Origin of the sequence: Actinoplanes sp. NPDC026670 (assembly GCF_040638175.1) — a bacterium.
Lineage (GTDB): Bacteria > Actinomycetota > Actinomycetes > Mycobacteriales > Micromonosporaceae > Actinoplanes.
The window spans coordinates 1-25046 of sequence record NZ_JBEZXU010000040.1; the positions used below are offsets into that span (position 1 = coordinate 1).

General features: G+C 72.1%; 22 protein-coding genes. 11 read left to right on the forward strand and 11 right to left on the reverse strand.

The features are described 5' to 3' along the window. Positions 1 to 870 precede the first annotated feature (870 nt). On the forward strand, positions 871 to 2007 hold the full coding sequence (locus tag AB0E94_RS32545; RefSeq protein ID WP_360334435.1) for a SigB/SigF/SigG family RNA polymerase sigma factor: 1137 nt from the start codon (positions 871 to 873) through the stop codon (positions 2005 to 2007). A gap of 29 nt (positions 2008 to 2036) precedes the next feature. On the opposite strand, the gene AB0E94_RS32550 is transcribed toward AB0E94_RS32545, so the two are convergent. After that, positions 2037 to 2765: an ATP-binding protein gene (locus AB0E94_RS32550; protein WP_360334212.1), complete on the reverse strand. Its 729-nt coding sequence runs from the start codon at positions 2763 to 2765 to the stop codon at positions 2037 to 2039. A gap of 36 nt (positions 2766 to 2801) precedes the next feature. Next, positions 2802 to 3554, reverse strand: coding sequence for an ATP-binding protein (locus tag AB0E94_RS32555; RefSeq protein ID WP_360334215.1), 753 nt, complete (start codon positions 3552 to 3554; stop codon positions 2802 to 2804). Between the two features lie 151 nt (positions 3555 to 3705). Here AB0E94_RS32555 and secA2 point away from each other — a divergent pair, with 151 nt between their 5' ends. From secA2 to AB0E94_RS32580, 5 genes are all read left to right on the forward strand, one after another. Further along, positions 3706 to 5997, forward strand: a complete 2292-nt coding sequence (gene secA2, locus AB0E94_RS32560; protein WP_360334218.1) for an accessory Sec system translocase SecA2 — start codon at positions 3706 to 3708, stop codon at positions 5995 to 5997. Positions 5998 to 6365: 368 nt separating this feature from the next. Continuing rightward, positions 6366 to 6839, forward strand: a complete 474-nt coding sequence (locus tag AB0E94_RS32565) for a winged helix-turn-helix domain-containing protein (RefSeq protein WP_360334438.1) — start codon at positions 6366 to 6368, stop codon at positions 6837 to 6839. Positions 6840 to 6842: 3 nt separating this feature from the next. Next, positions 6843 to 7475, forward strand: coding sequence for a uridine kinase (locus tag AB0E94_RS32570; RefSeq protein WP_360334221.1), 633 nt, complete (start codon positions 6843 to 6845; stop codon positions 7473 to 7475). Between the two features lie 198 nt (positions 7476 to 7673). After that, the gene (locus tag AB0E94_RS32575; RefSeq protein ID WP_360334224.1) at positions 7674 to 8096 is read left to right on the forward strand and encodes a TraR/DksA C4-type zinc finger protein; all 423 of its coding nucleotides are present in this window, start codon (positions 7674 to 7676) and stop codon (positions 8094 to 8096) included. A gap of 213 nt (positions 8097 to 8309) precedes the next feature. Beyond that, entirely contained in the window at positions 8310 to 8495 is a 186-nt protein-coding gene (locus tag AB0E94_RS32580) for a hypothetical protein (protein ID WP_360334227.1), read from the forward strand. On the opposite strand, the gene AB0E94_RS32585 is transcribed toward AB0E94_RS32580, so the two are convergent. The 5 genes from AB0E94_RS32585 to AB0E94_RS32605 all read right to left on the reverse strand — a co-directional run bounded on the left by AB0E94_RS32585 (position 8464) and on the right by AB0E94_RS32605 (position 15042). Next, positions 8464 to 9180 carry a hypothetical protein gene (locus tag AB0E94_RS32585; protein ID WP_360334230.1) on the reverse strand — a complete coding sequence of 239 codons (717 nt, stop codon included), beginning with the start codon at positions 9178 to 9180 and terminating at the stop codon, positions 8464 to 8466. The two genes, AB0E94_RS32580 and AB0E94_RS32585, sit on opposite strands and share 32 nt — an antisense overlap. Continuing rightward, the gene (locus tag AB0E94_RS32590; protein ID WP_360334233.1) at positions 9177 to 12056 is read right to left on the reverse strand and encodes an FtsK/SpoIIIE domain-containing protein; all 2880 of its coding nucleotides are present in this window, start codon (positions 12054 to 12056) and stop codon (positions 9177 to 9179) included. The genes AB0E94_RS32585 and AB0E94_RS32590 overlap by 4 nt, the downstream gene beginning before the upstream one ends. Before the next feature lie 45 nt (positions 12057 to 12101). Next, positions 12102 to 13022 carry a hypothetical protein gene (locus tag AB0E94_RS32595; protein WP_360334236.1) on the reverse strand — a complete coding sequence of 307 codons (921 nt, stop codon included), beginning with the start codon at positions 13020 to 13022 and terminating at the stop codon, positions 12102 to 12104. A 4-nt stretch (positions 13023 to 13026) separates the two neighbouring features. After that, positions 13027 to 13287 (reverse strand): hypothetical protein, encoded by a 261-nt coding sequence (locus AB0E94_RS32600; protein ID WP_106320458.1) that lies wholly within the window; start codon positions 13285 to 13287, stop codon positions 13027 to 13029. A 1338-nt stretch (positions 13288 to 14625) separates the two neighbouring features. Beyond that, complete coding sequence (locus AB0E94_RS32605; protein ID WP_360334441.1) at positions 14626 to 15042, reverse strand: hypothetical protein; 417 nt, start codon at positions 15040 to 15042, stop codon at positions 14626 to 14628. Between the two features lie 400 nt (positions 15043 to 15442). On the opposite strand from AB0E94_RS32605, the gene AB0E94_RS32610 reads away from it, so the two are divergent. Then, positions 15443 to 17986: an ATP-dependent Clp protease ATP-binding subunit gene (locus AB0E94_RS32610; protein ID WP_360334239.1), complete on the forward strand. Its 2544-nt coding sequence runs from the start codon at positions 15443 to 15445 to the stop codon at positions 17984 to 17986. Between the two features lie 40 nt (positions 17987 to 18026). On the opposite strand, the gene AB0E94_RS32615 is transcribed toward AB0E94_RS32610, so the two are convergent. Together AB0E94_RS32615 and AB0E94_RS32620 are read right to left on the reverse strand one after the other, a co-directional pair. Further along, positions 18027 to 19007, reverse strand: a complete 981-nt coding sequence (locus tag AB0E94_RS32615) for a LysR family transcriptional regulator (protein WP_360334242.1) — start codon at positions 19005 to 19007, stop codon at positions 18027 to 18029. Positions 19008 to 19132: 125 nt separating this feature from the next. After that, on the reverse strand, positions 19133 to 19714 hold the full coding sequence (locus tag AB0E94_RS32620; RefSeq protein ID WP_360334245.1) for a hemerythrin domain-containing protein: 582 nt from the start codon (positions 19712 to 19714) through the stop codon (positions 19133 to 19135). A gap of 67 nt (positions 19715 to 19781) precedes the next feature. Between AB0E94_RS32620 and AB0E94_RS32625 the strand changes: the two genes are divergently transcribed. Together AB0E94_RS32625 and AB0E94_RS32630 are read left to right on the forward strand one after the other, a co-directional pair. Beyond that, positions 19782 to 21089: a M20/M25/M40 family metallo-hydrolase gene (locus AB0E94_RS32625; protein ID WP_360334248.1), complete on the forward strand. Its 1308-nt coding sequence runs from the start codon at positions 19782 to 19784 to the stop codon at positions 21087 to 21089. A 22-nt stretch (positions 21090 to 21111) separates the two neighbouring features. Next, positions 21112 to 21801: a hypothetical protein gene (locus tag AB0E94_RS32630; RefSeq protein ID WP_360334251.1), complete on the forward strand. Its 690-nt coding sequence runs from the start codon at positions 21112 to 21114 to the stop codon at positions 21799 to 21801. Positions 21802 to 21843: 42 nt separating this feature from the next. Here the strand turns inward: AB0E94_RS32630 and AB0E94_RS32635 are convergent, their stop codons facing one another. Together AB0E94_RS32635 and AB0E94_RS32640 are read right to left on the reverse strand one after the other, a co-directional pair. Continuing rightward, positions 21844 to 22035, reverse strand: a complete 192-nt coding sequence (locus AB0E94_RS32635; protein ID WP_109588786.1) for a DUF5703 family protein — start codon at positions 22033 to 22035, stop codon at positions 21844 to 21846. 51 nt (positions 22036 to 22086) lie between these two features. After that, entirely contained in the window at positions 22087 to 23085 is a 999-nt protein-coding gene (locus AB0E94_RS32640; protein WP_360334256.1) for an aldo/keto reductase, read from the reverse strand. Between the two features lie 139 nt (positions 23086 to 23224). On the opposite strand from AB0E94_RS32640, the gene AB0E94_RS32645 reads away from it, so the two are divergent. Then, positions 23225 to 24277, forward strand: a complete 1053-nt coding sequence (locus AB0E94_RS32645) for an LLM class F420-dependent oxidoreductase (RefSeq protein WP_360334444.1) — start codon at positions 23225 to 23227, stop codon at positions 24275 to 24277. Beyond that, positions 24277 to 24969 (forward strand): histidine phosphatase family protein, encoded by a 693-nt coding sequence (locus AB0E94_RS32650; RefSeq protein WP_360334259.1) that lies wholly within the window; start codon positions 24277 to 24279, stop codon positions 24967 to 24969. The genes AB0E94_RS32645 and AB0E94_RS32650 overlap by 1 nt, the downstream gene beginning before the upstream one ends. The last annotated feature ends 77 nt before the right edge of the window (positions 24970 to 25046 follow it).

The window sequence follows — 25046 nt, forward strand, 5'->3', positions numbered from 1 at the left end:
CTAAAACGCTACATAACCCGCCAAATCTGGCGCATCCTCGAAGCCACCGCTTGACAAAAACCTTCACAGATCTTGCAAGGTTCTTCACGTCTGGGGGTGGTTTGTCGTGCAAGGTCTACTGCGCCGGGGAGACCTTGCAGCCTTCTTCCTGCTGGGACGCGGAAAGAGCTGCAAGATCGGCGCGAGGGTGAAAAGTCGTGCAAGATCCGCGGGCGGCGAGGCGCGGGCGGCGAGGCACGGGCGGCGAGGCGCGGGTGGAGGAGGCACGGGCGGCGAGGCGCGGGTGGAGGAGGCACGGGCGGCGAGGCACGGGCGGCGAGGCACGGGTGGAGGAGGCACGGGCGGCGAGGCACGGGTGGAGGAGGCACGGGCGGCGAGGCACGGGTGGAGGAGGCACGGGTGGAGGAGGCGCTAGCCGAGGAGGCGCTAGCTGAGGAGACGTCACCCGTCCGAGGGCTGTCCTTCCTTTCAAGGTGAGGTGTCTGCGCAGAAGACTCCAGGGCGTGGAGTTATCTGCAAGATCGGCCCCGAGGTGCAGAAGCGTGCAAGATCGGCCCCGGGTGCAGGTTCGTGCGGGGCCGCCGGGGGTGCAGGTTCGTGCAAGATCGGCCCTGAGGTTCCCGCCCGCCGGAGATCGGGCACACCTCGTTGGGCTGACGTCACGGCGTTCCGGAGGTGGGCGGCGGACGCCGGGAGAGACTCGGTCAGGCCGGACCGTCCCCGGTGCGGGCCTGCCGTGACGCACGCCGCAGGCCGGTTGCCGCGCCGCGGCCGGGTTTGGGGGGAGAGTGGAACGGGCAGTAGCTTCCGATGGTGGGGCGTATGCCGGAACACCCGGTGCTGTCCCGGACCGCTTCCGGAAGGGGTGACATGCCCTCGCGGGGTCAGGTCGGGGAACCGGCCGACGGCATGCTGGAGGATCTCGACGCGGCCGCGCTCGCCTACGCGGAACGTCTGGACGGCGCGACCCCGGCCGAGGCCGGCGAGTCGCGGGAGCGGTTGATCCGGTACTGCCTGCCGTTCGCCGGGCGGCTCGCCCGCCGCTATCGCGGCCGGGGCGAGCATCTGGAGGATCTGGAGCAGGTCGCCCGGCTGGGCCTGGTCAAATCCATTGATCGGTACGATCCGCGGCGCGGCTCTTTCACGGCCTACGCGGTGATCACCATCTCGGGCGAGCTGAAGCGCCACTTCCGGGACCGCACCTGGGGCGTGCACGTGCCGCGCCGGGTTCAGGATCTGAGCCTGGAGGTCGGTCACGCCTCGATGCTGCTGACCGGCGTCCTGTCCCGGGCCCCGACGACGGGTGAGCTGGCCGACCGTCTGGGTGTGCCGGAGGCGGCGGTGCTGGAGGCGGTGGAGTCGGCCGCCGGTCATTCGCCGGCGTCGCTGAACGCGCCGGTCGCCGGGGACGGCGCGACGGAGTTCGGTGACCTGCTGGGCGGGCTGGACGCCGAGCTGGAGTCGGTGACCGACAAGCTGACCGTCACCGATCTGCTGTTGCGCATGCCGGCCCGGGAGCGCCGGATGCTGGCGATGCGGTTCTACGGCAACCGTACCCAGGCGGAGATCGCCGACGAGCTGGGCATCTCGCAGATGCATGTGTCGCGGCTGCTGAGCCGGGCGCTGACCTGGCTGCGTGAGGCGATGCTGAGCGACAGCCCGCCGCACTGGGCGGGCGGGTCGCGGGGCGGCCGGCCGGGCATGCAGGTGGTGGTGGCCCGGGCGGGCGGCGCCCTGGCGGTGCGGGTGCGCGGCGAAGTCGACCGGGACACCGCGCAGCGGCTGCGGGCCGGCCTGCGGCAGGCGATCAACAGCGCGGGGGTACGGTCGGTGCTCGTCGACCTGACGGCGGTCCCACTGGTCGACGCCGCGGGCGTGTCGGTGCTGCTGGACGCGGTCCAGGCGGCTTCGGCGGCACGGGTCGACTTCGGCGTGACGGGCGCTCAGCCGTACGTCACGAGGATCCTGGCAGTGTCGGGCCTGGCCGGTGTGTTGCGCCGGGCCTGATCGCGGACGGTGACGGACCGTGGCGCCGGTCAGTGGCGGCGCAGCGCCGCCCAGACCACCTTGCCGCCGGTCGACGGCAGATACCCCCAGCTGTACGCGAGCTCGTTGACCAGCAGCAGCCCGCGCCCGCTGGCGTGCGGTGGCGGCATTTCGGGCGCCGGCGCGGGTGGTTGTGACGAGCCGTCCCGGACCGCGATGTAGAGGTACCGCTGCCGCAAGGACAGACGCAGAGTCATCATCGTGTCCGCGTGGTCGACGGCGTTGGCGACGAGCTCGGTGACGATGAGGCTGGCCGGGGCGACCAGCGCGGGCAGGTCCCAGCGCAGGCACGTCTCGGTGGCGATGTCGCGGGCGTGCCTGGTGGAGCCGCTGACCGGCAGGAGCTCCTCGCTGATCGACGGCACGGTGACGCGCTGGTCGTGCAGGTGGGCGAGCGCCGCAGCGACGCTGGGGTAGAGCGGCAGCCGGTGGCCGGCGGCGGCGGTGAGCAGCTCGCGGGTGTCCGGGCCGGGCGCGCAGAACATGATCGGGGTGCCCGGCCAGCGGGCGGCCTGCCGCAGCACCACCTTGAAGATGGACAGCGCGAGGGGCTGCCGGACCGTCAGCGCGGACAGATCGACGAGCAGCGCCCCGGGTTGTTCGGCGAGGCATTTGAGCAGACTTTCCCGCAGGTCGGCGCGGTCGGTCAGCTGGAGCTCGCCGGACAGCGTGGCGATCACGCCGGCGCCGTCGCCGCGCACGTCACACCGGATCGCCATGCCCCGCCCTTCCGACGACCGGAACGCTACCGCACCTCAACCGGGGGCCGCGGCACCGAGAGGGGTGGTCAGCTGTGTCCACACCACCTTGCCGTCCGGGACCGGGACGACACCCCACGCGTCGGTCAGCTCGCGGACCAGGCGCAGCCCGCGGCCGCCGGCGGCGGTGACGGCCGGATCGAGGGCCCGGGGCATCAGGCGGCTGCCGTCGCGGACCGCCATGGTGAGCCGGCCGCCGCGCAGCCCGAGGGTGAACTCCATGGTGGTGTGCGCGTGCCGGACGACGTTCGCGACCAGCTCGGTGGCGACCAGCGTGGCGGTGGCGGTCAGGTCGGCGCTCTGCCACGCCGTGCCGGCCTGGGTGATCAGGGTCCGCACCTGGCGGCAGGCCTCTGGGACCGGCCGCAACCGGACCCGCAGGGTGGGGCCGCCGGGCTCGGCGGACGCCTCGGCGAGCGCCTTGTCGCAGTCGTCGGCGTACTCCAGGCCGGCGCAGTCCCGGACACCGGCCAGGGCGTCCCGGGTCGGCGGGTCGGCGCCGCACACCACGATCGGCACCGACGGGAACTCCTCGGCCTGGCAGACCACCGCGCCCAGCCCGGCCAGAGCCCCCGGATCGCCGACGCGTAACCGGGTCAGGTCGAGCAGCACCTTCACCGGCTGCCCGGCCAGGCTGCGGCGCACCGCGGCGCCGAGCGCCCCGCCGGTGTCCCGGTCCAGGGTGCCGCTGACCCGTAGCACCGCCACCGGAAGATCCCGCTCCGGCCGGCAGACGAGCTGGCTGGGCATGCGCCTCCCTCCGGCGGACGTCAGATCCATCAGGTGCCCGGCGCCTGGCCGGGGCAAACGTCGGCACGCCGATCGCCGGCGCCCATCCTTCCAGCGATCCGCCGGGAGTCCGGCGCCTGAGTTCGGGCAAAATGAAGTACCGTTGCGCGCCATGGGTGTGTCTCAGCGGCTGAAGAGCCGGTTCCGCAAGTTTCTCCAGCGTCCGGGCACGACGGTGGACCTCGGCCCGTTGTCGAAGCGGCTTGCCGCGATCGAGGCGCGCGAGGAGGCTCTGCAGGAGAAGGACGACGCGGAGCTGACCGAGGCCGCGCGCGAGGCGAGCGATCACGTCGAGATCTGCGCCATCGGCCGCGAGGCGGCCCGGCGGGCGATCAGCCAGCGGCCGTACGACGTGCAGCTCCTCGGCGCCATGGCCCTGCTCGACAAGCGGGTCGCCGAGATGGCCACCGGTGAGGGCAAGACGCTCACCGCGACCATCGCGGCATATGGGCACACCCGCCTCGGCAACGGCCCGGTGCACGTCCTCACCGTCAACGACTACCTGGCCCGCCGCGACGCCGAGTGGATGGAGCCGATCTACACGCTCCTCGGCCTGACCGTCGCGTCGGTGACCGAGCTGATGACGCCGGAGGAGCGCCGGGAGGCGTACGCGGCGGACGTCACCTACGTCTCGGTGAGCGAGGCCGGCTTCGACTACCTGCGCGACCAGCTGGTCACCGACGTCGCCGACCGGGTTCAGCGCGAGCTCGCCACCTGTGTCGTCGACGAGGCCGACTCGATCCTGATCGACGAGGCCCGGGTGCCGATGGTGCTGGCCGGCAGCACCGCGGTGGAGAGCGACCCGGTGCACGAGGCCGCCGCCCTGGTGCGGACCCTGCGCAAGGGCAAGGACTACGAGGTGGCCGAGGACGGCCGTTCGGTGGCCTTCACCGAGGACGGCCTGAAGAACGTCGAGGAGCAGCTCGGCGACATCGACCTGTACGCCGACGACCAGGTCGAGACGCTGTCCGCGGTCAACGTGGCGCTGCACGCGCACGCCCTGCTGCGCCGCGACGTCGACTACATCGTCCGTAACGGCGGGGTCGAGCTGATCGACGAGATGCGCGGCCGGGTCGCCCAGCGCCGCCGCTGGCCGGACGGTCTCCAGGCGGCCGTGGAGGCCAAGGAGGGCCTGTCCGCCACCGCCGAGGGCGAGGTGCTGGACACCATCACCGTGCAGGCGTTCATCGCCCTCTACCAGACGGTCTGCGGCATGACGGCGACCGCCGTGCACGTCGGCGAGCAGCTGCGCGAGTACTTCAAGCTCGAGGTCGCGGTCATCCCGTCGAACACGCCGAACATCCGTGAGGACGACGTCGACCGGATCTACTCGGCGCACGACATGCGCGACGAGGCCCTGGTCGAGGAGATCAAGATCGCCCACGAGTCGGGCCGCCCGGTGCTGATCGGCACGCTGGACGTGAAGGCGTCCGAGCGCCTGGCCGCCCAGCTCGCCGACGCGGGCGTCCCGTCCAATGTGCTGAACGCGAAGAACGACGCCGAGGAGGCCTCGATCATCGCCGAGGCCGGCGCGCTGGGCGCGGTCACCGTCTCCACCCAGATGGCCGGCCGTGGTGTCGACATCCGCCTCGGCGGCAGCGACGAGAAGGACCGCGACGCCGTCGTCGAGCTGGGCGGCCTCTACGTGATCGGCTCCGGCCGGCACGACAGCCGCCGCGTCGACGACCAGCTCCGTGGCCGGGCCGGCCGGCAGGGCGACCCGGGCCGCTCGGTGTTCTTCGTCAGCCTCGAGGACGAGCTGGTCCAGCGGCACGCCGGCGACATCATCCCGGCCTCCCCGCGGATGGACATCGACGGTGTCGTGCACGACGCCCAGGTGGAGTATGCGGTGGAGCACGCCCAGCGGGTCGCCGAGGGCGTCAACCACGAGATCCACAAGAACACCTGGCGCTACAGCGTGGTCATCGAGCAGCAGCGCCTGCTGCTGGCCGAGCGGCGCGAGCGTCTGCTGACCTCCGAGGTCGCCGCGATCATGCTGCTGGAGAAGGCGGCCGACAAGGCCAAGGACACCGACGAGGACGTGCTGTCCGACGCGGCCCGGGCGATCGCCCTCTTCCACCTCGACAAGCTCTGGGCGGACCACCTGGCGTACCTGTCGGAGGTCCGTGAGGGTGTGCACCTGCGCGCGCTGGGCAAGCTGGACCCGCTGGACGAGTTCCACCGGTCGGCCGTGCCGGCGTTCCAGGAGATGCTCACCCAGGTCGAGGCGAAGACGATCGAGGCTTTCGAGGAGGTCGATCTGGAGGACGGCTGGCAGCCGGAGCGGGCCGAGATCGTCCGGCCGAGCGCCACCTGGACCTACCTGGTGCACGACAACCCGTTCGGTTCCGAGCTGGACCGGCTGATCGCCGCGGTCGGCCGCCGCCTCACCTCGGGCGGCTGAACTCACATCTGAAAATCGTTTCACACCGGGGGTGTCGCCTTGACGGCGGCGCCCCCGGTTGTCTTCTCATGCCCATGACGTTCGGCAATGTTTAATGAGGCTGACAGAAAGCGTTCCCGGAATGAATTAGCGGGCGTACGAATTATGGAACGTCTTTCCCACAGTGTGGTTGGCGACTTGACCCGCTCACCGGCGTACCGGAAATATCGTTCGGGCCTTTACGCTGAGTGAAAAATCGTATTCGCTTGCGTCAGCAAATTCTGGGGGATGAATCAATGCCGGTCAGCGCATTGTCGCCGCGTGCCGATCGTCGTTCTGCCGGACCGGGCCGGAGTTCCGGTCGCCGCGCCGCCGAGCCCGCGCTGACCGTGACGCTCGCCATTCCGCTCACCGGGGACGTGGTGTCCCCACAGGCGCACCGGCTGCTCGCCGCCGTCCGTGAGCTGGTCGAGCTGAGCCGGGGGACGGTCACCGTCGAGCAGGCCCCGGCGCCCGGGCCGGAGACGGTCGAGGAGCCCGCCGAGGCGCCTCTGGAGGGTCCGGAGGTCCGTCTGCTGACCTCGTCCCGGCAGGCGCTGCTGGAGGGCGAGGCGCTGCCGCTGACGCGGCTGGAGTTCGACCTCCTCCAGTACCTCGCCGAGCGCCCGCGCCGGGTCTTCACCCGCGCGCAGCTGCTCGCCGCGGTCTGGGGTTACGAACGGGCCGGTGAGCGCACCGTCGACGTGCACGTGCGCCGGCTGCGGCTCAAGCTCGGCGGGCACCTGCCGCTGATCACCACCGTCTACGGAGTGGGCTACCGGCTGGCCGACGACGCACGGATCAGCATCCTGCCGCACGATTGATCCATGCGGGTACGACCGGTCTCCTTTCCCCTGCTCGTCGAGGGCCTCGCCGACCGGCTGGCGAGTCGGGAATCCGACAGCCGGCTGCGGGTGGCCGTGGACGGCGCCGACGCGGCTGATCCGGGCCGTCTCGCGGACGCCCTGGTCGACCCGCTGCGGGTGCGCGGCCGCCCGGCGGTACGTGTCGACACCAGCGATTTCCTGCGCCCGGCGTCGCTGCGGCTCGAGTTCGGGCGTACCAATCCGGACTCTTTCTACACCGGCTGGTTCGACGAGGCCGGGCTGATCCGGGAGGTTCTGTCCCCGGCGGGTCCGGACGGCTCCGGGCGGATCCTGGAGCGCCTGTGGGACGCCCGCATCGACCGGGCCGCCCGGGCGCCCTACCGTGAGCTCGCGCCGGGCACGATCGTGCTGGTCAGCGGCCCGCTGCTGCTCGGGTCCGGGCTGCCGTTCGACTTCTCCGTCCACCTTGAGCTGTCTCCGGGGGCGCTGGCTCGCCGTACCCCTGATGATCTCGCCTGGACCCTGCCCGCCTACCGGCGCTACACCGGCGAGGTCGCCCCGGAAACCTTCGCTGACGTGGTCGTTCGTCTCGACGACCCACGTCACCCGGCGCTCGTCGTGACCGGCTCGTGACGCTCGGCACAAGACCCGCGTGCCGAGTCCGTGGCGGATTCGAACACCGACAGTTATGCTCCGGTTACTTTTTCGCGGGGGTCCCGTTTGGGATCTCCGGCGGTGGGTATCGTCCGGCTCCACATGCCGAGCCGGCCGGGACGAGGGTGACCCGGGGATGGCCACCGGTCGGGGCAGAGTGAAGGGCAGGGGGACTGCATGCTCGTCAACGGAGCGGTTGTTGCGGGTAAGGGCGCGAGCACGGCCAAGGGGCGCTCGGCCGAGGAGTTCGAGCAGATCCGGGTGATCCTGCAGGGCCGGTTCGAGGATCTCGACCGCGAGTACGAAGAGGCCGTCGCCCAGAACACCAGGCTGCGGCTGGTCGAGATCGGCGACGCCGCCGGCGACGACCAGGCCGACAGTGGGTCGAAGACGGCGGAGCGCGACGCCGCGAGCTCGCTGCTGAGGACCCTGCTGGACCGGCGCACGCAGGCGGAGCACGCGCTCCAGCGCCTCGACGACGGGACGTACGGGAACTGTGAGGGTTGCTCCAACCCGATCCCGGTGGAGCGGCTCGAGGTGTTCCCCTCGGCCACCACGTGTGTGAACTGCAAGCAGGTGCGCGAGCGCCGGGCCAGCTGACGCCCGCCGGGCCGGTTATCGCTTATGTGGCGCGCGACCTCGCGACGCGCGCCACATATTCATTACTGAACAATTGTTTATCCATCCGCCGGTCGACGGGAATCCGTCCGCCGGGTGGCTGGGCGGAATCCCGCCGGCCGACGGGGAATGCAGCCGGGTGGTGAATCCGTGATCCCCGGTATTTCCGGGCCGAGGCAGGGTAAAACCGGTTCCATGACCGACACAGCAGACGACGCCCGCGATGAGGTCGAGCGCGCCGAAGCGGCGGCCGGCGGCGACTACGAGTACGACGAGGCCCACGGCGGCGGCGACGACGGACCTGGTGTCCCGGCCGCCCTGGCCGACGAGGCCCGCCGGATGAGGGACCTCAGCGGTTCTGGGCGACCAGGACCGAGGTGAACAGCAGACCGGCCGTGACCAGGCCGGTCGCCAGGACCGTCACGACCGCCGAGGTGTCCAGCGGGGCGTCCCGCCGGTCGGCGATGAGTTTCGCCGTCACCACCGCCAGCACCGGGAAGAGCAGCATCACCAGCAGCGCCACCACCGGCGCCGCCTGCTGCCAGTCCCCGCCCGCGGCCGCGCCGGTCTGCCGGACCATCAGATTGCCGATCACGCCGAGCAGCCCGCCGGCGAACCCCAGCACCCCGAAGAGGATCTTCGTGCCGAGGGTGATCGGCCGGGCCGGCGGTGTGTAGCGCACCCGGTTCTCCACCTCCTTGAGGTAGTCCTCGGCGTCCCGGTCCGGCCCGTCGTCACCGCGCTGCCGGGGGATGCTGGCCGGCGGCAGGGTGCGCCCGAACCGCTCGGCCACCGGACCGACCCGGTGCACGAAGTCCGACCACAGGCCGGCCGCCCGCGCGTCCACCTCCTCCAGGCCACGCTGGGCCGACCGGACCGACCGTTCGGCCGCCTCCAGCCGCCCGGCCGCCTCCTGGACCGCCACGTCGGCGGCGGCCAGCCGGTCGGAGTACCAGCGGCGCGCCTCCTCCCGCAGCCCGGTCGCCTTCGCGTCCAGGCTGGTCAGCCGGCGCAGGACGGTACGGTAGTCGGCGCGCTCGAAGTCGGCCGGTTGCAGTTCGCTCATGAGGTTCCGTAGGGGATGATCACCTCGGCGCCACGATGCACCGAGCGGTCGAAATGAAGGGCCCGCCACGGGCGCGGATACCAGTTCGGCGCGCCCTGCCCCGGGTAGTAGGGCGACAGCTCGCTGCCGTGCACGTCCAGCGCCACCCACGCGCCGATCGGATCGGTCCGCGACGCGTGCCCGCCCAGCGAGTCACGCAGCAGCCCGGCCCCGCGCCACCAGCCCAGCACGTGCAGCCGCCGCTCCGGGCCCTGCCGCAGCACGGTCCGCAGCTGGTCGGCCGCCTCCTTGCCGCCGGGCAGCGCGTCCGCCGCGTAGATCAGGATGAAATGCGGCCGGTCCGCCGGCCACGACGCGGTCGCCTCCGCGGCGGCGTCCTCCAGCAGCCAGTACACGTCGTCGGGCAGATAGAACCCGGACCCCGGGATCCGGGCGTGCAGCGCCTCGGCCGCCGCCCGCGCGTCGGTGTCCAGGCAGACCACCGAGAACCGGGCCCCGCCCGGGGTGAACTGCGCGGCCAGCGACCGGCCGGCCGTCGCCAGGATCGCGCACGCCTCGTCGGTCCGGGTGCCCAGCACCGCCAGGTTCCGGCCCGGCGCCCGCCGCATCACCGTCTGCGCCGACCGCGCCGCCACGTCGATGGTCTGCCCCAGCAGCATCACCGGCGCCGTCGTCGAGTCACCGACCCGCAGGTCCCGGTAGTCCGGGCTGTCCGCCAGCCGTGGGATGACGTCACCGTCGAACAGCCGGGGCGGCCCCAGCTCGGCCGGGCGGCGCCGCCACAGCCGGTGCTGCAGCGCGCTCCACTGCTCCCGGTCGCCGGCCGCCGGCACCCGGACGATCCGGTTCGCCTCCGGCGCGCCCGAGTCGGCGTTGACCACCGCGTGATAGCGGGGCAGCGAGTCGGCGGCCGGGTTCGTCTCGGCCAGCACCCGCCGCGCCTTGGGCAGCGCGATCCGCAGGCTGAACTGGGCGACCAGCGCGGGCCGCCCCCACAGCGCCTCGATGCCCGACACGTCCTGACTGGCCAGCACCAGATGGATGCCCTGCGACCGGCCGCGCCGGGCCAGGTCCTCCAGCAGGTCCACGGCCTCCGTCGTCACCGCGTCCCGCCCGGCCAGCAGCACCTGGAACTCGTCGACCACCGCCACGATCCGCGGCCACGACCCCTCCGGATCCTCGGCGCGCAGCTCGGCCAGGTTGGTCACCTCATGCTGCTTCGCGGCGTCCGCCCGCCGTTTCAGCTCGGCGCCCAGGAACCGCAGCAGCGCCAGCCCGAACTCACGGTCCGTGTTGACGTTGACGCCGACCAACCGGACGTGCGGCAGCCAGCTCGGGTCTCGCCGGCCCGGCGCGAACCTGGCGAACGACACCCCCTCCTTGAAATCGAGCAGGTAGAACGCCAGCTCGTCGGGGGAGTAGCGGGCGGAAAGCGCTCCCATCCAGGCGTAGATGAAGTTGGTCTTGCCGGTCCCGGACGGCCCGGCGATCAACGCATGCGGCGGGTAGTCACTCAACGTCACCTGAACGCGCGGCCCCTGCGGGCTGTCGCCGAGCGGCGCGGTCAACCCCGCCGCGGAACTCTCCCGCCACTCGGCCCCTGCCTCCGGCAGGAGGCTGTCCAGCGCCACCGGCGCCGGCCCGGCGGCCACCGACTCGGCGATCTGCCGGCACGTCGCGGTCATCAGATGAGACGGAGGAGCGCCATCCAGCCGTACGGGCAGAGCACCCGCGCTCTCGATCCGGGCACCGTCACCCGGCGCCGCCACCACGAACTCGATCCCCGGCCCCGGCTCCACCGACTGCCCCCGGATCACCAGGTGCACCCCGCACGCCGCCCCGGTCCGCAGCAGCCGGTCCAGCTGGGTCCGCTGATGCCGGGACAGCTCACCGGCGCCCAGCAGCACCGCCACCCGCCACGGCTCCGGCCGCCGTCTGGTCGCCGCGTGCAGCTCCCGCACCGAGGTGTACTCACCGGCCAGCACCGTCTCGTTGATCCGCCGCACGTGCCCGACCAGCTCGTCGAGCAGCTTGTCCAGCCCGCCCGGCCCGACGAAGGCGAGCACGCCGGCCGTCGCCAGCGGCGCGAACCCGGCCAGCCCGCCACCGAGGTTCTCCGGGTCGTACCCGATCAGCTGCACCTGGCCGGGCACACTCGTGCCGAGCGCCCGCAGCAGCAGCCCGGCCACCACGTCGTCACCGGCCCGCCGGTCGCCCTCGACCACGATGTGCCCGTGATCGAGCAGCCGCACCAGCGCCGGAACCTCGGGCGGCGCGTCGTCGACGACGGGCCCGGCGGCGCTCTCCGGCGGCTCGCTGTCCGGCCCGGCCCACGCCTCGGTCACCTCACCCGGCGCACCGGCCCAGGCCCCGCCGCCCCAGTCCTCGGCCCCGCCCGGCCCGCCTCTGCCGCCTTGCTCGCCTCTCCTTGCGGCATGTTGTCCGCTTTTCTTGCCGTCGTCGCCGTTCCCCTGGGCGCCGGGCCGTTCGGCGCGGGCGGGCGCCGGCAGCGGCGCCTCCGGCAGCATCAGCCGCCCGACCCGCAGCTCGGCGGCCCGGTCCAGGGGGGTCGGCTCCCAGCTGTGCCACGGCTCGCCGGCCGCCCCGGGCGCCGCCCGGTCGGCCGCGCCCGCCGCCGCGCCGGCCAGCGCCGCCAGCTCGGTGTCGTGCCACGAGTCGATCTCGTGGATCCGCTCGTCCCGCGCCGAGGCCAGCTTCCGCCGCCGCGAGGTGGCCGCCGCGACCATCCGCCGGTACCGCGCCTCGGCCGCCTCCCGGGCCTCGTGGGCCCGCTCCAGGGCGACCTGCGCGGCGCCGAGCGCGTGCGAAAGCCCGGCCCGGATCTCCATGACCCGGTTCTTGGTGGATTCAGCCATGACTCGCCGGCATCGTCGAAGTGGTCATCGAACTCCAGCCCTGCCTCATCGGCGGTCCTCCGCCGCCTCGGCCCGGGGGCGCACCGGCTCCGGCGCGTCCGGCTCCAGCGAACCGGCGTCCCGCCCCAGCCGGGCCAGCAGCACCCCGGTCAGCACACTCGCGGTGACCGCGTTGTCGGCCGGATGCCCGGCCGGCCGGTCACCGCGTTTCTCCTGCTGCTGGCGCAGCGGAACCCGGCAGATCCGGTCGAGCAGCGTCTCCAGGACGTCCGGCTGGGTGCCCGGCAGCAGCGCTTTCACCCGGCCCTCGGCGGCCGTCCGCAGCCGTGGCACATCCTCCGGGCGCGGCTCGTGCCCGAGCAGGTCGCCGGCGAGCCGGTGCAACAGTTGCGGCGTCACCGCGGACAGCCCCAGCCCGGTCGAGGCGTTGACCGCGTGCAGCTCCCGCCCCAGCCGGGCCCGGTCGCCGGCCCGCACCCCGGCCGCGATCCGGCGCAGCAGGTCCGACGGATCGGCCTGCTCGCCGAGCTCCGGCCGGTCCGAACCACCCGGCGGCGACTCACCGGTCAGCTGCGCCACCCGCTGCTGCCACCACGGCCCGAGGCTCTCCACTTTCTCCGCGGGCGGCTCGTCCGGTCGCGCTGCGCGCTCCGGCCGCTCCTCCCGGCGCATCTCGGTGCGCCACTCCTGGCCCGGCGCGGTGCCGGGCGTCCCGGACAGACCGAGCACCATGAGGTACGCCTCAACGGCGTCCTGTGTGGCCCGGAGCGCCGCGGCGGCCGTCTCGGCATGCTCGGTCGCGTGGCCGAGACGAAGCACCCCGAGGTCCTTGCTGGACTCCTCCTGCACCCACCGGAGCAGGTCGGTCGCGCTGCGCAGCTTGTCCATCGCCGCAGCGACCAGCCCGGTGGGCAGGTCGTCGGAGGTGGCGCGAAGCTGGGCGCCGAGTTCCTGCAGCAGCGACATCGCGTCAGAGGTTCGCCGTGTAGGTGTGGGCCTGCTCGACCGCAGCGAGGGTGGCGCTCATCGAATCCTCGAGCTGCTGATCGGCCTGTGACAGCGAGGCGTGCGCGGCCCCCACCGCGTCGTTGGCGCTGCCGTCGAGAGCGGCGGCCAGGCTCTGCTGCGCCTCACCGATCTTCTCCCGCGCCGCCTGTATCGCCTGCTGCCCCTCGGTGACCTGCTGTAGCGCGGCCTCCACGGCAGCTCTGAGTTCGGCGACACTGGCCACCCGGGCAGCCTCCTGGACGGGGTCTACATTGCGGCTCCAGCCTAGCGTCAGGTTTCCGGACGGCCGTCCTCGCATGCCCCGTTTTATCAGAGCCTGCCAGGCCCGGCACGACGCGGTTTGCCCCGCAGCGGCCAAAGATCTCCCTGGTGAGATCCTATCCGACGAAATTCCACAGTGGATCATCAGGGCCTCCGGAGGCCACCTGAGGTCACCACCGCGGGTGCCGACACGCCCTCCCCCGGGCGTCAGCCCGCCGAGGTACGCCACCCCGCCATTCCCGCAACCTGCCCCCTGTTCCCACCCGGCCCCTGCTCTGTTGCCCCGCCGGCCTCCGCCTGTCGCTGCTTGTGTCCCCGCCGGTTCGACGCCGGCGTTCCGGCCGGCTCCCGCTTGCCGTTCCGCCGTCCTCCGCCGGTGCTCCCGCCGGTCTCCGCCCGTGTTCCCGACCGCTCGGCGCCCGTGTTCCTGCCGGTCTCCGCCGGTGCTCCCGCCGGCCTTGGCTCGTGTTCCCGACCGCTCGGCGCCGGTGTTCCTGCCGGTCACTGCCCGTGTTCCCGCCTGCTAGCGGAAACGCGAAAATGTCTTGACCGTTGACACCCGCCGGCCTTCGCCTGTCGCCGCACCCGGGGCCGATCTTGCACGAATGTGCACCCTCGGGCCGATCTTGCAGGACTTTCCGTGCCCCGACCGGGAAACACTTGCAAGGTCCACGCCGCGAAGTGGTTCTTGCACGGTGATGCACCCCGGGGCGTGGAGGATCGTGCAAGATCGCCACCAGCATGAAGGATCGTGCAAGATCGCCGACGGCGACGGCGAATCGTGCAAGATCGGCACGTCCGGAGCGGATCGTGCAAGGTCGGCATCGTCCGGAGTGGATCGTGCCCGGTCAGCCCGGTCGGGGTGGGCATGCTGGGTCGGCCATGCAGGGTCGGTCCGGTCCGGGCGGACATGCAGGGTTGGCGCGGCCTGGGTGGGCATGCAGGGCCGGGCGGGTCATGCTGGTTCGGCGCGGCCTGGAGAGTCTTGCAAGATCACTTCGGGTGAGAGGATCGTGCAAGATACGCGGGAGGGTGTGGGTGGCTCTGGGGCCTGTTGGGGCGGCGGTGGCCGTGCCGGTTCTGTGGGAGAGGGCGGGGCCGGTCTGAACCCTGCGGGAAGGCAGGGCTCAGTCCGCACCCTGCGGGAAGGCGGGGCTCAGTCCGCACCCTGCGGGAAGGCGGGGCTCAGTCCGCACCCTGCGGGAAGGCGGGGCTCAGTCCGCGTCGGCCTGCCGCGCGAAGTGGGCCTGACCGGGTGGGAGCAGGTCTACGTCCGAGTCGGAGTTCCGGGGTGGACGGGTCAGCGGGGGACCGCTGACGGGCCACGGACTTCGGCTCCCAAGGTGGTCACGCGCGATCGGAGGCCTCGGTCGGCGGTCACGACGATGGTGCGGCGGGTGGGGGCGGTCTGCCGTACCAGATCAACGATTTTGTCGTCGCCGGAGCCGGACGCGCGCTCGAGCCGCACGCCCCCGGGATCCTGCGGGATGTCTCGTGCTCTGCCCTCGACCACCAGGATCACCTCGACCGGCGCCGGGACGTCGGGGAGGCCGACGGCGGGGACCGCCGCCAGGCTGTCGCGGAGCCGCACCGCCGCGCCGGCCCGGTCGCGCCACCAGCCGTCCGGGACCGACCCGACGACATTCGCCCCGTCGACGATGACCAGCGGAAGCGCGGAGACCCCGGCGACCGGCGAAGCGCCGACAGCCGGAAGCACGCCGGGCCGGGCGTCGGCGGCCGGGGAAACTGCGGGCCGGGCGTCGGCGGCCGGGGAAACTGCGGGCCGGGCGTCGGCGGCCGGGGAAACTGCGGGCCGGGCGTCGGCGGCCGGGGAAACGGCAGGCCGGGCGTCGGCGGCCGGGGAGCGGGCGGAGCCGGCGGGTGACGATCGGACCGGCTCGGGCGGTTCCGGCTCCTGGAAGAGCGGCGTGAGGGAGGGTGGATCCGGAGGCACGACCATGAAGTTGAGTGTAGTCGTGTCAACTTTTTCCGCGATTCGGGAATCGGCAGGGAGGCTAGCGCGCTGTTGACAGCCGGACGGCCCGCGTTTGCCGCCCATCCGGCCGGGTAGCCCTGTGGGGCGACCCCGGCCCGAGGTACCAGGAGAAGAGAGACAGATGAGCATCGGACCGTTCGGGCCGGCGGGGCCCGGCCAGTGGGACGACCTGTTCGCGCGCTTCTTCGGTGCGGCCGAGCCGCGCCGCCAGGCGCAGCGTTTCGACATCGCGAGATACATGAGCAACGACGCCCGGCAGGTGCTCGCCGACGCGGCCCGCCGGGCCGCGGAGGTCGCCGGCGGCGACCGGCCGCTGGCCGATCTGGACACCGATCACCTGCTGTGGGCGGTGCTCCAGCAGGACCCCATGAAGCAGACGGTACGCCGTGCCGGCGCCGACCCGGACAAGCTGCTCACCGAGCTGGGCCGGCCCGCGGCGGCCGCCACCGAGCTGCCGGAGAGCATCGCGCTGACCCCGGCCGCGAAGCGCGCGCTGCTGGACAGCCTGCAGATCTCCCGTGCGGTCGGCGCCTCGTACATCGGGCCGGAGCACATCCTGATGGCGCTCGGCATGAACACCGATTCGGCGGCGGGGCGGCTGCTGGCCGGCCGGATCGTCGACCCGCGGACCATCCCGCACCACAGTGAGCTGCCGAAACCGAACCAGAGCGGCCAGGGTGGCGGGCGGCCGAACGCGGCGCCGACACCGACCCTGGAGCAGTTCGGCGTCGACCTGACCGAGTCGGCGCGGCGTGGCGAGATCGACCCGGTGATCGGGCGCGCCGACGAGATCGAGCAGGCGATCGAGATCCTGTCCCGGCGTACCAAGAACAACCCGGTGCTGATCGGCGAGGCCGGTGTCGGCAAGACCGCCGTGGTCGAGGGCCTGGCCCAGCGCATCGTGGACGGCGAGGTGCCGCTGACCCTCCAGGACAAGCGGGTGGTGCAGCTGGACCTGGCCGGGATGGTGGCCGGCACCAGGTACCGCGGCGACTTCGAGGAGCGCCTGAAGAAGGTGATCGAGGAGATCCAGGCGTCCGGGGACGGCCTGATCGTCTTCCTCGACGAGATCCACACGGTGGTCGGCGCGGGTGGCGGCGGCGAGGGTGGCGGCATGGACGCCGGCAACATGCTCAAGCCGGCGCTGGCCCGCGGGCGGCTGCGGGTGATCGGCGCGACCACTCTGGACGAGTACCGCCGGCACATCGAGAAGGACGCGGCCCTGGCCCGGCGCTTCCAGCCGGTCCTGGTCGGGGAGCCGAGCGTCGAGGACACGGTGGCGATCCTGCGTGGGCTCCGCGACAACTACGAGGCCCATCATCAGGTACGGATCACCGACGAGGCGCTGGACGCGGCGGCGGTGCTGTCCGATCGCTACATCACCGACAGGTACCTGCCGGACAAGGCGATCGACCTGATCGACCAGGCCGGCGCGCGGGTCCGGCTGCGCACCAAGACACCCGACGCCAACCGGCGGGAGCGGGAGCGGCGTCTCGAGCAGCTGTCCCGGGACCGGGACCAGGCCGTCGCGGCCGAGCACTACGAGCAGGCGTCGGCGCTGCGCGACGAGATCAACACGTTGCGGGCGCAGCTGGCCGGCCCCGGTTCGTCGGCGGACGGGGTGCCGCAGGTGACCGAGGAGGAGATCGCCGCGGTGGTGTCCCGTTCGACAGGCATCCCGGTCGCGCAGCTCACCGAGGCCGAGCGGGACCGCCTGCTGCGGCTGGAGCAGAACCTGCACGGGCACGTGATCGGCCAGGAGGACGCGGTGAACGCGGTGGCCGAGGCGGTCCGCCGGTCGCGCGCCGGGCTCGGCGACCCGGACCGGCCGGTCGGCAGTTTCCTGTTCCTCGGCCCGACCGGGGTCGGCAAGACCGAGCTGGCCCGGTCGCTGGCCGAGGCGCTGTTCGGCGAGCCGGACCGGATGATCCGGCTCGACATGAGCGAGTTCCAGGAGCGGCACACGGTGTCCCGGCTGGTCGGGGCGCCGCCCGGGTACGTCGGCTACGACGAGGCGGGGCAGCTGACCGAGGCGGTGCGGCGGCGGCCGTACAGTGTGGTCCTGCTCGACGAGATCGAGAAGGCCCACCCGGATGTCTTCAACATGCTGTTGCAGGTGCTCGACGACGGGCGGCTCACCGACAGCCAGGGGCGGACGGTCAGCTTCAAGAACACCGTGCTGATCATGACGAGCAACCTGGGCTCGGACCTGATCAACGGGAGCACCCGCAGTGTCGGCTTCGCCGGCGCGGAGAACGGCCGCTCACCCGACGAGGAACTGCGCGACCGGCTCGACCGGCGGCTCAAGGAGCAGCTGCGGCCCGAGTTCATCAACCGGATCGACGAGATCATCATCTTCCGGCAGCTGGAGGACGACCAGTTGCACCGGATCACCGAGATGCTGCTGGAGGAGACCCGCAAGCGGCTGCACGCCCAGGACGTCACCCTGGACATCACCTCGGCCGCCGTCGACTGGCTGGCCGAACGCGGTTACCAGCCCGAGTTCGGGGCGCGGCCGTTGCGCCGGACCATCCAGCGGGAGCTGGACAACCGGCTGTCCACGATGCTGCTCGCCGCTGATCTGGCGCCGGGCCGGACGGTCCGGGTGGACGCCAGGGACGGCGCGCTGGTCTTCGACGTGGAGATGAGCGCCGCCGCACGGTGAGCTTTTTCGGAGGGGGCGCCGGGCGCCCCCTCCGGGTGTCTCAGGCCGCGGCCAGGTGGCTGTTGCCGCCGGCGCCGGGGAGGCTCTGCGCCCACTGCGTGTAGTGCTCGTTGCGGGCCAGGATCTCCTGGTACGCCTCCTGCGCGTGGTCCATCAGCTTGGGCGCGCTGCGTGCGGCCGGGGAGTCCGGGTGCCAGCCGAGGACCAGCCGCCAGCGCAGCGGGGCGCCACGCAACGGCCGGCTGGTCAGTCCCGCCGGTGGGCGGAACGTGGGCTGGCACAGGCCGATGGCCAGGCCCAGCTCGACCATGTCGACACAGTTGCGCACGTCCGACTCCAGGACCCGGCGTGGCGCGAAACCGGCCCGGGCGCAGGCCGCGGCGAAACAGTCGCCGAAACAGCCGTCACCGGCGCCGGCCACCCACTGCTCGTCGGCCAGCTCCGCCAGGTCGACCGACAGGTTCTTGGCCTGCGGGTGGTCGTCGGGCAGCAGCACACAGACGGCGTCCATCCCGATGGTCTGCCAGACCAGGCCGTACTCCGCGGACGGCAGCGCGTCACCGCAGACGCCGACCTGTGCGTAGTCCAGCTTGCCGGCCATCACCATGCTCGACAGCTCGGAGATGTAGTAGGACGCGTGGGTGGAGATCTGCGCCTCCGGCTGGGCAGCCGACAGGCGGTGCACCAGATGCGCGACGACCGGTCCGCCGACCGCGCCGATCCGGTACCTGCTCATCGTGTCGTGATCGCCGCCGGCGGCCAGCCGGGCCGCTTCGTCCTGCAGGCCCTTCATCGCGGGCAGCAGCACTCTGGCGCGGGAGAGCACCAGTTCTCCCAGGGCGGTTGGGCGCGCGCCCCGGCGGTCACGGTCGAACAGCGGGCCACCCAGTGTGCGCTCTATCCGCTGAAGTTGGGCGGTGAGTGCAGGCTGGGCAAGGCCGAGTTGTGACGCGGCCTTGGTCACGCTGCCGGTCTCCGCGATGGCGCAGACCACCTTCAGATGCCGCAGCTCGAGGTTCATAGCGTGACGTTAGGACTAGAAAGGGATCGAACGCTAGTCCGCAAGCCGTGGAATGATCGGCAACCTGTGACAAACGTATGAACGAACAGGACGTTCGGCACTTACAGGCCGTAACCTGCCTTTAGTTACAGATCGCGTACGTATGTGGCACGTGAGCTGATCACGTCACGAATCTTGTCAGCTACTCCGACCAGCGGATCCACCACCTTGTTCCAGGGCGGCACGGACGGTGTGGACGGGTGCGGGCGGGTCGGCGCCGCCTCCTCGGCCGTCTCGAAGCGGTTCCCGAGCCGGACCAGATCCTCCGAGGGCACCATCTGCTCCAGCAACGGCAGCAGTTCCTCGGCGTCGGCGGCGACGTGCCGGCGTACCGCCTCGGCCAGATCGTCCCGGCCGGCGCCGGTGCGTTCCAGGTCACGCAGGCGCTCCAGGATGGCCTGGTCCTCGGCCAGCTCCCGGTCGGCGATCTGCTCGCCGCCGGGCACCGCGGCCCGGACCGCGGGGTAGAGGTACTGCTCCTCGGCGCACAGATGCCGGGAGAGGGTGGCGACCAGGACCGACGCCACGTCCCGGTCCTCCGGGGACTCGGACAGGCGCTCGGTCAGGCCGAGCAGCTCACGGTGCTGGGCGGCGACCACATCGACGATGCTGCGCCCAGGGATCTCGCCGCCGGTCGGCGGCAGCGGGGGGAGATTCACTTCAGACACGGCCCGCTGGTACCCAACGGCCGCTTCCGATCAAACCTCTGTGACTTCCGGCTGATAAGAAGGGCAGATGGAGAACACCGCCGAGAGTGAGGTCGTGGACATCTGCCGCGACCTGCTCCGCATCGACACCACCAACACCGGCGACCCGCGGACCACCGTGGGGGAGCGGGCCGCCGCCGAGTACGTTGCCGAGCGGCTGGCCGAGGTCGGCGTCGAGACCCGTCTCCTCGAGTCCGCGCCGAAACGGGCCAACCTGGTCGCCCGGATCCCCGGCGCCGACCCGTCCCGCGGCGCGCTGCTCGTGCACGGCCACCTCGACGTGGTCCCGGCCGACGCCGGCGAGTGGTCGGTCGACCCGTTCGGCGGCGAGATCAAGGACGGCTACCTGTGGGGCCGCGGCGCCGTCGACATGAAGGACTTCGACGCGATGGTGCTCGCCGTGGTCCGCGAGTGGCGGCGCACCGGCTACGTCCCGCCGCGCGACATCGTCCTGGCGTACACCGCCGACGAGGAGGCCGGCATGGAGTACGGCTCCCAGTGGCTGGTGCAGAACCATCCCGGGGAGTTCGAGGGCTGCACGGAGGCGATCGGCGAGGTCGGCGGTTACTCGTACACCGTCAATGATGATCTTCGTCTTTATCTCGTGCAGACCGCCGAGAAGGGGCTCGACTGGCTGCGGGTGCACGCCACCGGCCGGCCCGGCCACGGCTCCTTCATCCACGACGACAACGCGGTCACCACCCTGGCCGAGGCCGTCGCCCGGGTCGGCCGGCACCGCTTCCCGACGGTCCTAACCCCGACCGTGCGGTCCTTCCTGGAGCAGGTCAGCGACGCCCTGGAGATCGAGCTCGACCCGGACGAGCCGGAGCTCGCGGTCGCCAAGCTCGGCCCGATCGCCAACCTGATCGGCGCCACCCTGCGCAACACCGCCAACCCGACCCGGCTCGAAGCGGGCTACAAGGACAACGTGATCCCCGGCAAGGCGTCGGCCACCATCGACTGCCGCACCCTGCCCGGGCACGCCGACGTGTTCCTGCGTGAGCTGCGCGAGGTGCTCGGGCCGGACCTGGAGATCGAGCACGTGCACCAGCAGCCGGCCGTGGAGACCGCCTTCGACGGCGATCTGGTCGACGCGATGGGGGCCGCGCTGCGGGCCGAGGACCCGGGGGCGCGTACCGTGCCGTACCTGATGTCCGGCGGCACCGACGCCAAGGCCTTCTCCACCCTCGGCATCCGGTGCTTCGGCTTCGCCCCCCTGCGTCTCCCGCCGGATCTCAACTTCAGTGCGCTCTTCCACGGCATCGACGAGCGAGTTCCGGTGGAGGGACTAAAGTTCGGCGTGCGTGTGCTCGACCGCTTGCTCCGAAACAGCTGAAATCGGAAGGACCCCCAATCCCATGACTGACCAGAACGCCGAGCTCGACGTCGCCCTCGACCGGGTGATCGAGGCGGCGCGGGCGCACCTCGCGGCCGTCAAGGCGGCGGCCGGCCGCATCGACGACGACGACGTCTGGCAGGCGTACGTCGACCTGAACAACGCTTCCTTCGCGTACGACGAGCAGCTGCTCGACGCTTTCGGCGAGGTCACGCCGTGGGACGTCGAGTCGATCGACCCGGACGAGGCGGACCGCCGGTTCGGCCAGCTGACCGAGGCCGGTGGCGCGGCGGGCGCCGACCCGTACCCGCAGATCGTCTCGGTCCGGCAGCGCCGTGACTACCGGGTGCCCAGCGTGTCCGCGCTGCTGCGGGTCGCCGAGACCGCCCGGCGCAGCTCGGTGCCGGAGGACGAGGACGCCGGACCGGTCGAGTCGGTCGGCGAGGCCGTGCTGGAGCTGCTCCAGGCCGGCGACGGCTCGCTGGCGTCGCTGGACGTGCCCGAGCTGGAGCCGCTCGACGGCCTGCTCACGGTGACCGAGGTCGCCGAGCCGCTGGACCTGGAGGCCTTCGACGACGCCGACGGCTCCGGCCCGTTCGCCCCGGTCGACTCGGACGTGCTGGTGGGCCGTCTGGACGAGCACCCGTTCCTGCCGGACGAGGACGACCACGACCACGATCACGATCACGCCGGCCACAACCACAAGCACTGAGTCCGGTTGCTCCGCCGCCGGCCGGCCTCAGCCCGGAAGGCCTCAGTAACTGAGGCCGGGCTGAGGGGTCGCCTGGACGCGGCGGCGGAGCATCACCTTGCGCGTCCCGTCGGCGAAGAGCTGCACGCGGGCCAGCTCCCATCCGGAGAACTCGGCCGCTATGGCGAGCTGCGCCGCCGCGGTCAGACGATCGACATTCGAAGGCAACCGCAACGGCGCATATTCGTAGTCCATGCGATCTAATATGCGCCCGCCCCGGACCGGGCACCAGCCCTCTGTGACGTGTCAGCCGAAGTAGGTGTCGGGGTATCCGACACCCTCGCGTTCCGGGTATCCGACCTCGATCGCCGACACGTCGTCCAGGGCGAACGCGATCTCGGCCGGCAACGTCAGCTGCTCGCTGCGCAGCGCCCCCTGCAACTGGCCGGCCGTGCGCGCCCCGAGGATCACCGACGAGATGCCGGGCCGGTCCCGGATCCAGGCGAGCGCCACCTCGAGCGGCGACACCCCGAGCCCGGCGGCCGCGGTGACCAGCGCCTCCACGATGCTGGAGCTGCGTGGCTCCAGATAGGCCTGCACGAACGAGGCCAGATGATCGGAAGCGGCCCGCGAGTCCAGCGGCCGCCCGTTGCGGTACTTGCCGGTGAGCACCCCGCGGCCCAGCGGCGACCAGGCCAGCACCCCGAAACCGAGAGCCGCGGCAGCCGGCAGTATCTCCCGCTCGATGCCGCGCTCCAGCAGTGAGTACTCCATCTGGGCGGCCACGATCGGAGCCCGGCCGGGATACGCCGACTGCCAGGTCGCGGCCCGCGCGGTCTGCCAGGCCGAGAAGTTCGACACGCCGGCATAGCGGACCCGGCCACTGGCGACCGCCTGATCGAGAGCGGCCAGCGTCTCCTCGAACGGGGTCTGCGCGTCGTAGCCGTGCACCTGCCACAGGTCGACGTAGTCGGTGCCGAGCCGCCGCAGCGACGCGTCCAGCGCGCGCATCAGATTGCCCCGGGAGGCGTCGCGCGGGCGGTACCGGTGCGGGGTGAGCCCGGCCTTGGTGGCGATCACGATCTCGTCGCGCGGCACCAGGTGATCGAGCAGGGAGCCGATCACCGCCTCGGCGTCGCCGTCGCCGTACACGTCGGCGGTGTCGATGAGCGTGCCGCCGCCCTCGAGGAAGATCTTCAGCTGATCCGCCGCGTCATCGGGGTCGGTGTCCCGTCCCCAGGTCATGGTGCCGAGCGCGAGCCGCGAAACCGCTAGCCCGCTTCGGCCGAGCGGTCGCTGATGCATGAGTGAACCTTATTCAGACTCCCTGCTCAGCGAAATGCCACGGCCTCAGCCGGGTGGGTCGGTTACCGGACCGAAACGGTCATGGAACGGATCAGTACCCTTGCTCTTGACAGCTCATGATCTGCGGGAGGGCACCGTCGTGCGGCTCGGACTCAGCCTCGGATACCAGACGGCGTGGAGCACGCCCGCCGACCACCTCGCGATGGCCCGGGAGGCGGATCGGCTCGGCTACTCCGTGCTCTGGGCGGCCGAGGCGTACGGCTCGGACACCGTCAGCATGCTCGGCTGGATCGCCGGCCAGACCGAGCGGATCGACCTCGGCGCCGCGGTCATGCAGATCCCGGCGCGCACGCCGGCGATGACCGCGATGACCGCGGCCACGCTCGACACCCTCTCCGGCGGCCGATTCCGGCTGGGCCTCGGCGTCTCCGGGCCCCAGGTCTCCGAGGGGTGGCACGGGGTGCGGTTCGCCAAACCCCTCGGCCGTACGCGGGAGTACGTCGACGTGGTGAAGCTGGCCCTGGCCCGCGAACCCGTGTCGTACCAGGGCGAGCACCACCAGCTGCCACTGCCGGGCGGCGCCGGGAAGGCCCTGAAGCTCGGTTTCCGCCCGCTGCGCCCGGACATCCCGGTCTACCTGGCCGCGGTCGGCCCGAAGAACCTGGAGCTGGCCGGTGAGATCGCCGACGGCTGGCTGGGCATCTTCCTCGCCCCGGACGCGGCCGGCGACCAGCTGGCGCAGATCGCCACCGGCCGGGCCAAGGCCGGCAAGGACCTGACCGGGTTCGACGTGGTCGCCTCGGTGCCGGTGGTGATCGGCGACGACCTCGACGCGTGCGCCGACGTGGTCCGGCCGTACGCGGCGCTGTACGTCGGCGGCATGGGCAGCCGCGAGCAGAACTTCTACAACGGCATCGCCGTCCGGATGGGCTACGCCGACGAGGCGAAACTGGTCCAGGACCTCTATCTGAGCCGGCGGCCGGCCGAGGCGGCCGCGGCGGTGCCGCGTGACTTCATCGAGAGGACCTCCATCATCGGTACGCGTGAGCACGTCGTCAGGCGCATCCGGGAGTACGCGGAGGCCGGCGTCGGAACCCTGTCGATCAGTCCGTATGTCGGTGACCTGAAGAGCGGGCTGGACACGCTGCGGATCGTCGCCGACGCGTACGCCGAGTCGGGTGTGGCGAGCTAGTGGCCACCGTACTGCTGCTCCGGCACGGCCGGACCACCGCGAACGCGTCGGGCGGGCTGGCCGGCCGGCAGCCGGTCGAGCTCGACGACACCGGCCGTGACCAGGCGGCCCGGGCCGGCGAGCGGCTGAAGGAGCTGCCGCTGGCCGCGGTGGTGAGCAGCCCGCTGATCCGCTGCCGGCAGACCCTCGAGCTGGCCACGCCGGGCGCCGAGCCGGTCCTCGAGGACGGGCTGATCGAGTGCGGGTACGGCGACTGGGAGGGCCGCCCGCTCAAGGAGCTGGCCAAGGACCCGCTCTGGCCGGTCGTCCAGCAGCACCCGAGCGCCGTGGTCTTCCCGAACGGGGAGGCGATGGCCGCGATGTCGGCGCGCGCGGTGGCCGCGGTCCGGTCCTGGGACGCCCGGGTGACCGAGGAGCACGGGCCGGAGGCGATCTGGCTGGCGTGCAGTCACGGCGATGTGATCAAGGCCATCGTGGCCGACGCGCTCGGCCTGCACCTGGACCAGTTCCAGCGGATCGTGGCCGACCCGGCATCGATCACCGTCATTCGGTACACGCCCGGCCGCCCGTTCGTGGTGCGGGTCAACGAGACGGGTGAGCTGGCGTCGCTCGTACCCCCGAAATCAGACGGCCGGGAGAAGGCCGCGGACAGTGACGCGGCGGTCGGCGGTGGCGCCGGAGGCGGTGTCTAACAACGCTCCGTGATCGGTGTATCGCCGCAGCGTGTACCCCGTTGCGCCCTCGGCGAACCCGGCACCTTGGCCCGCGC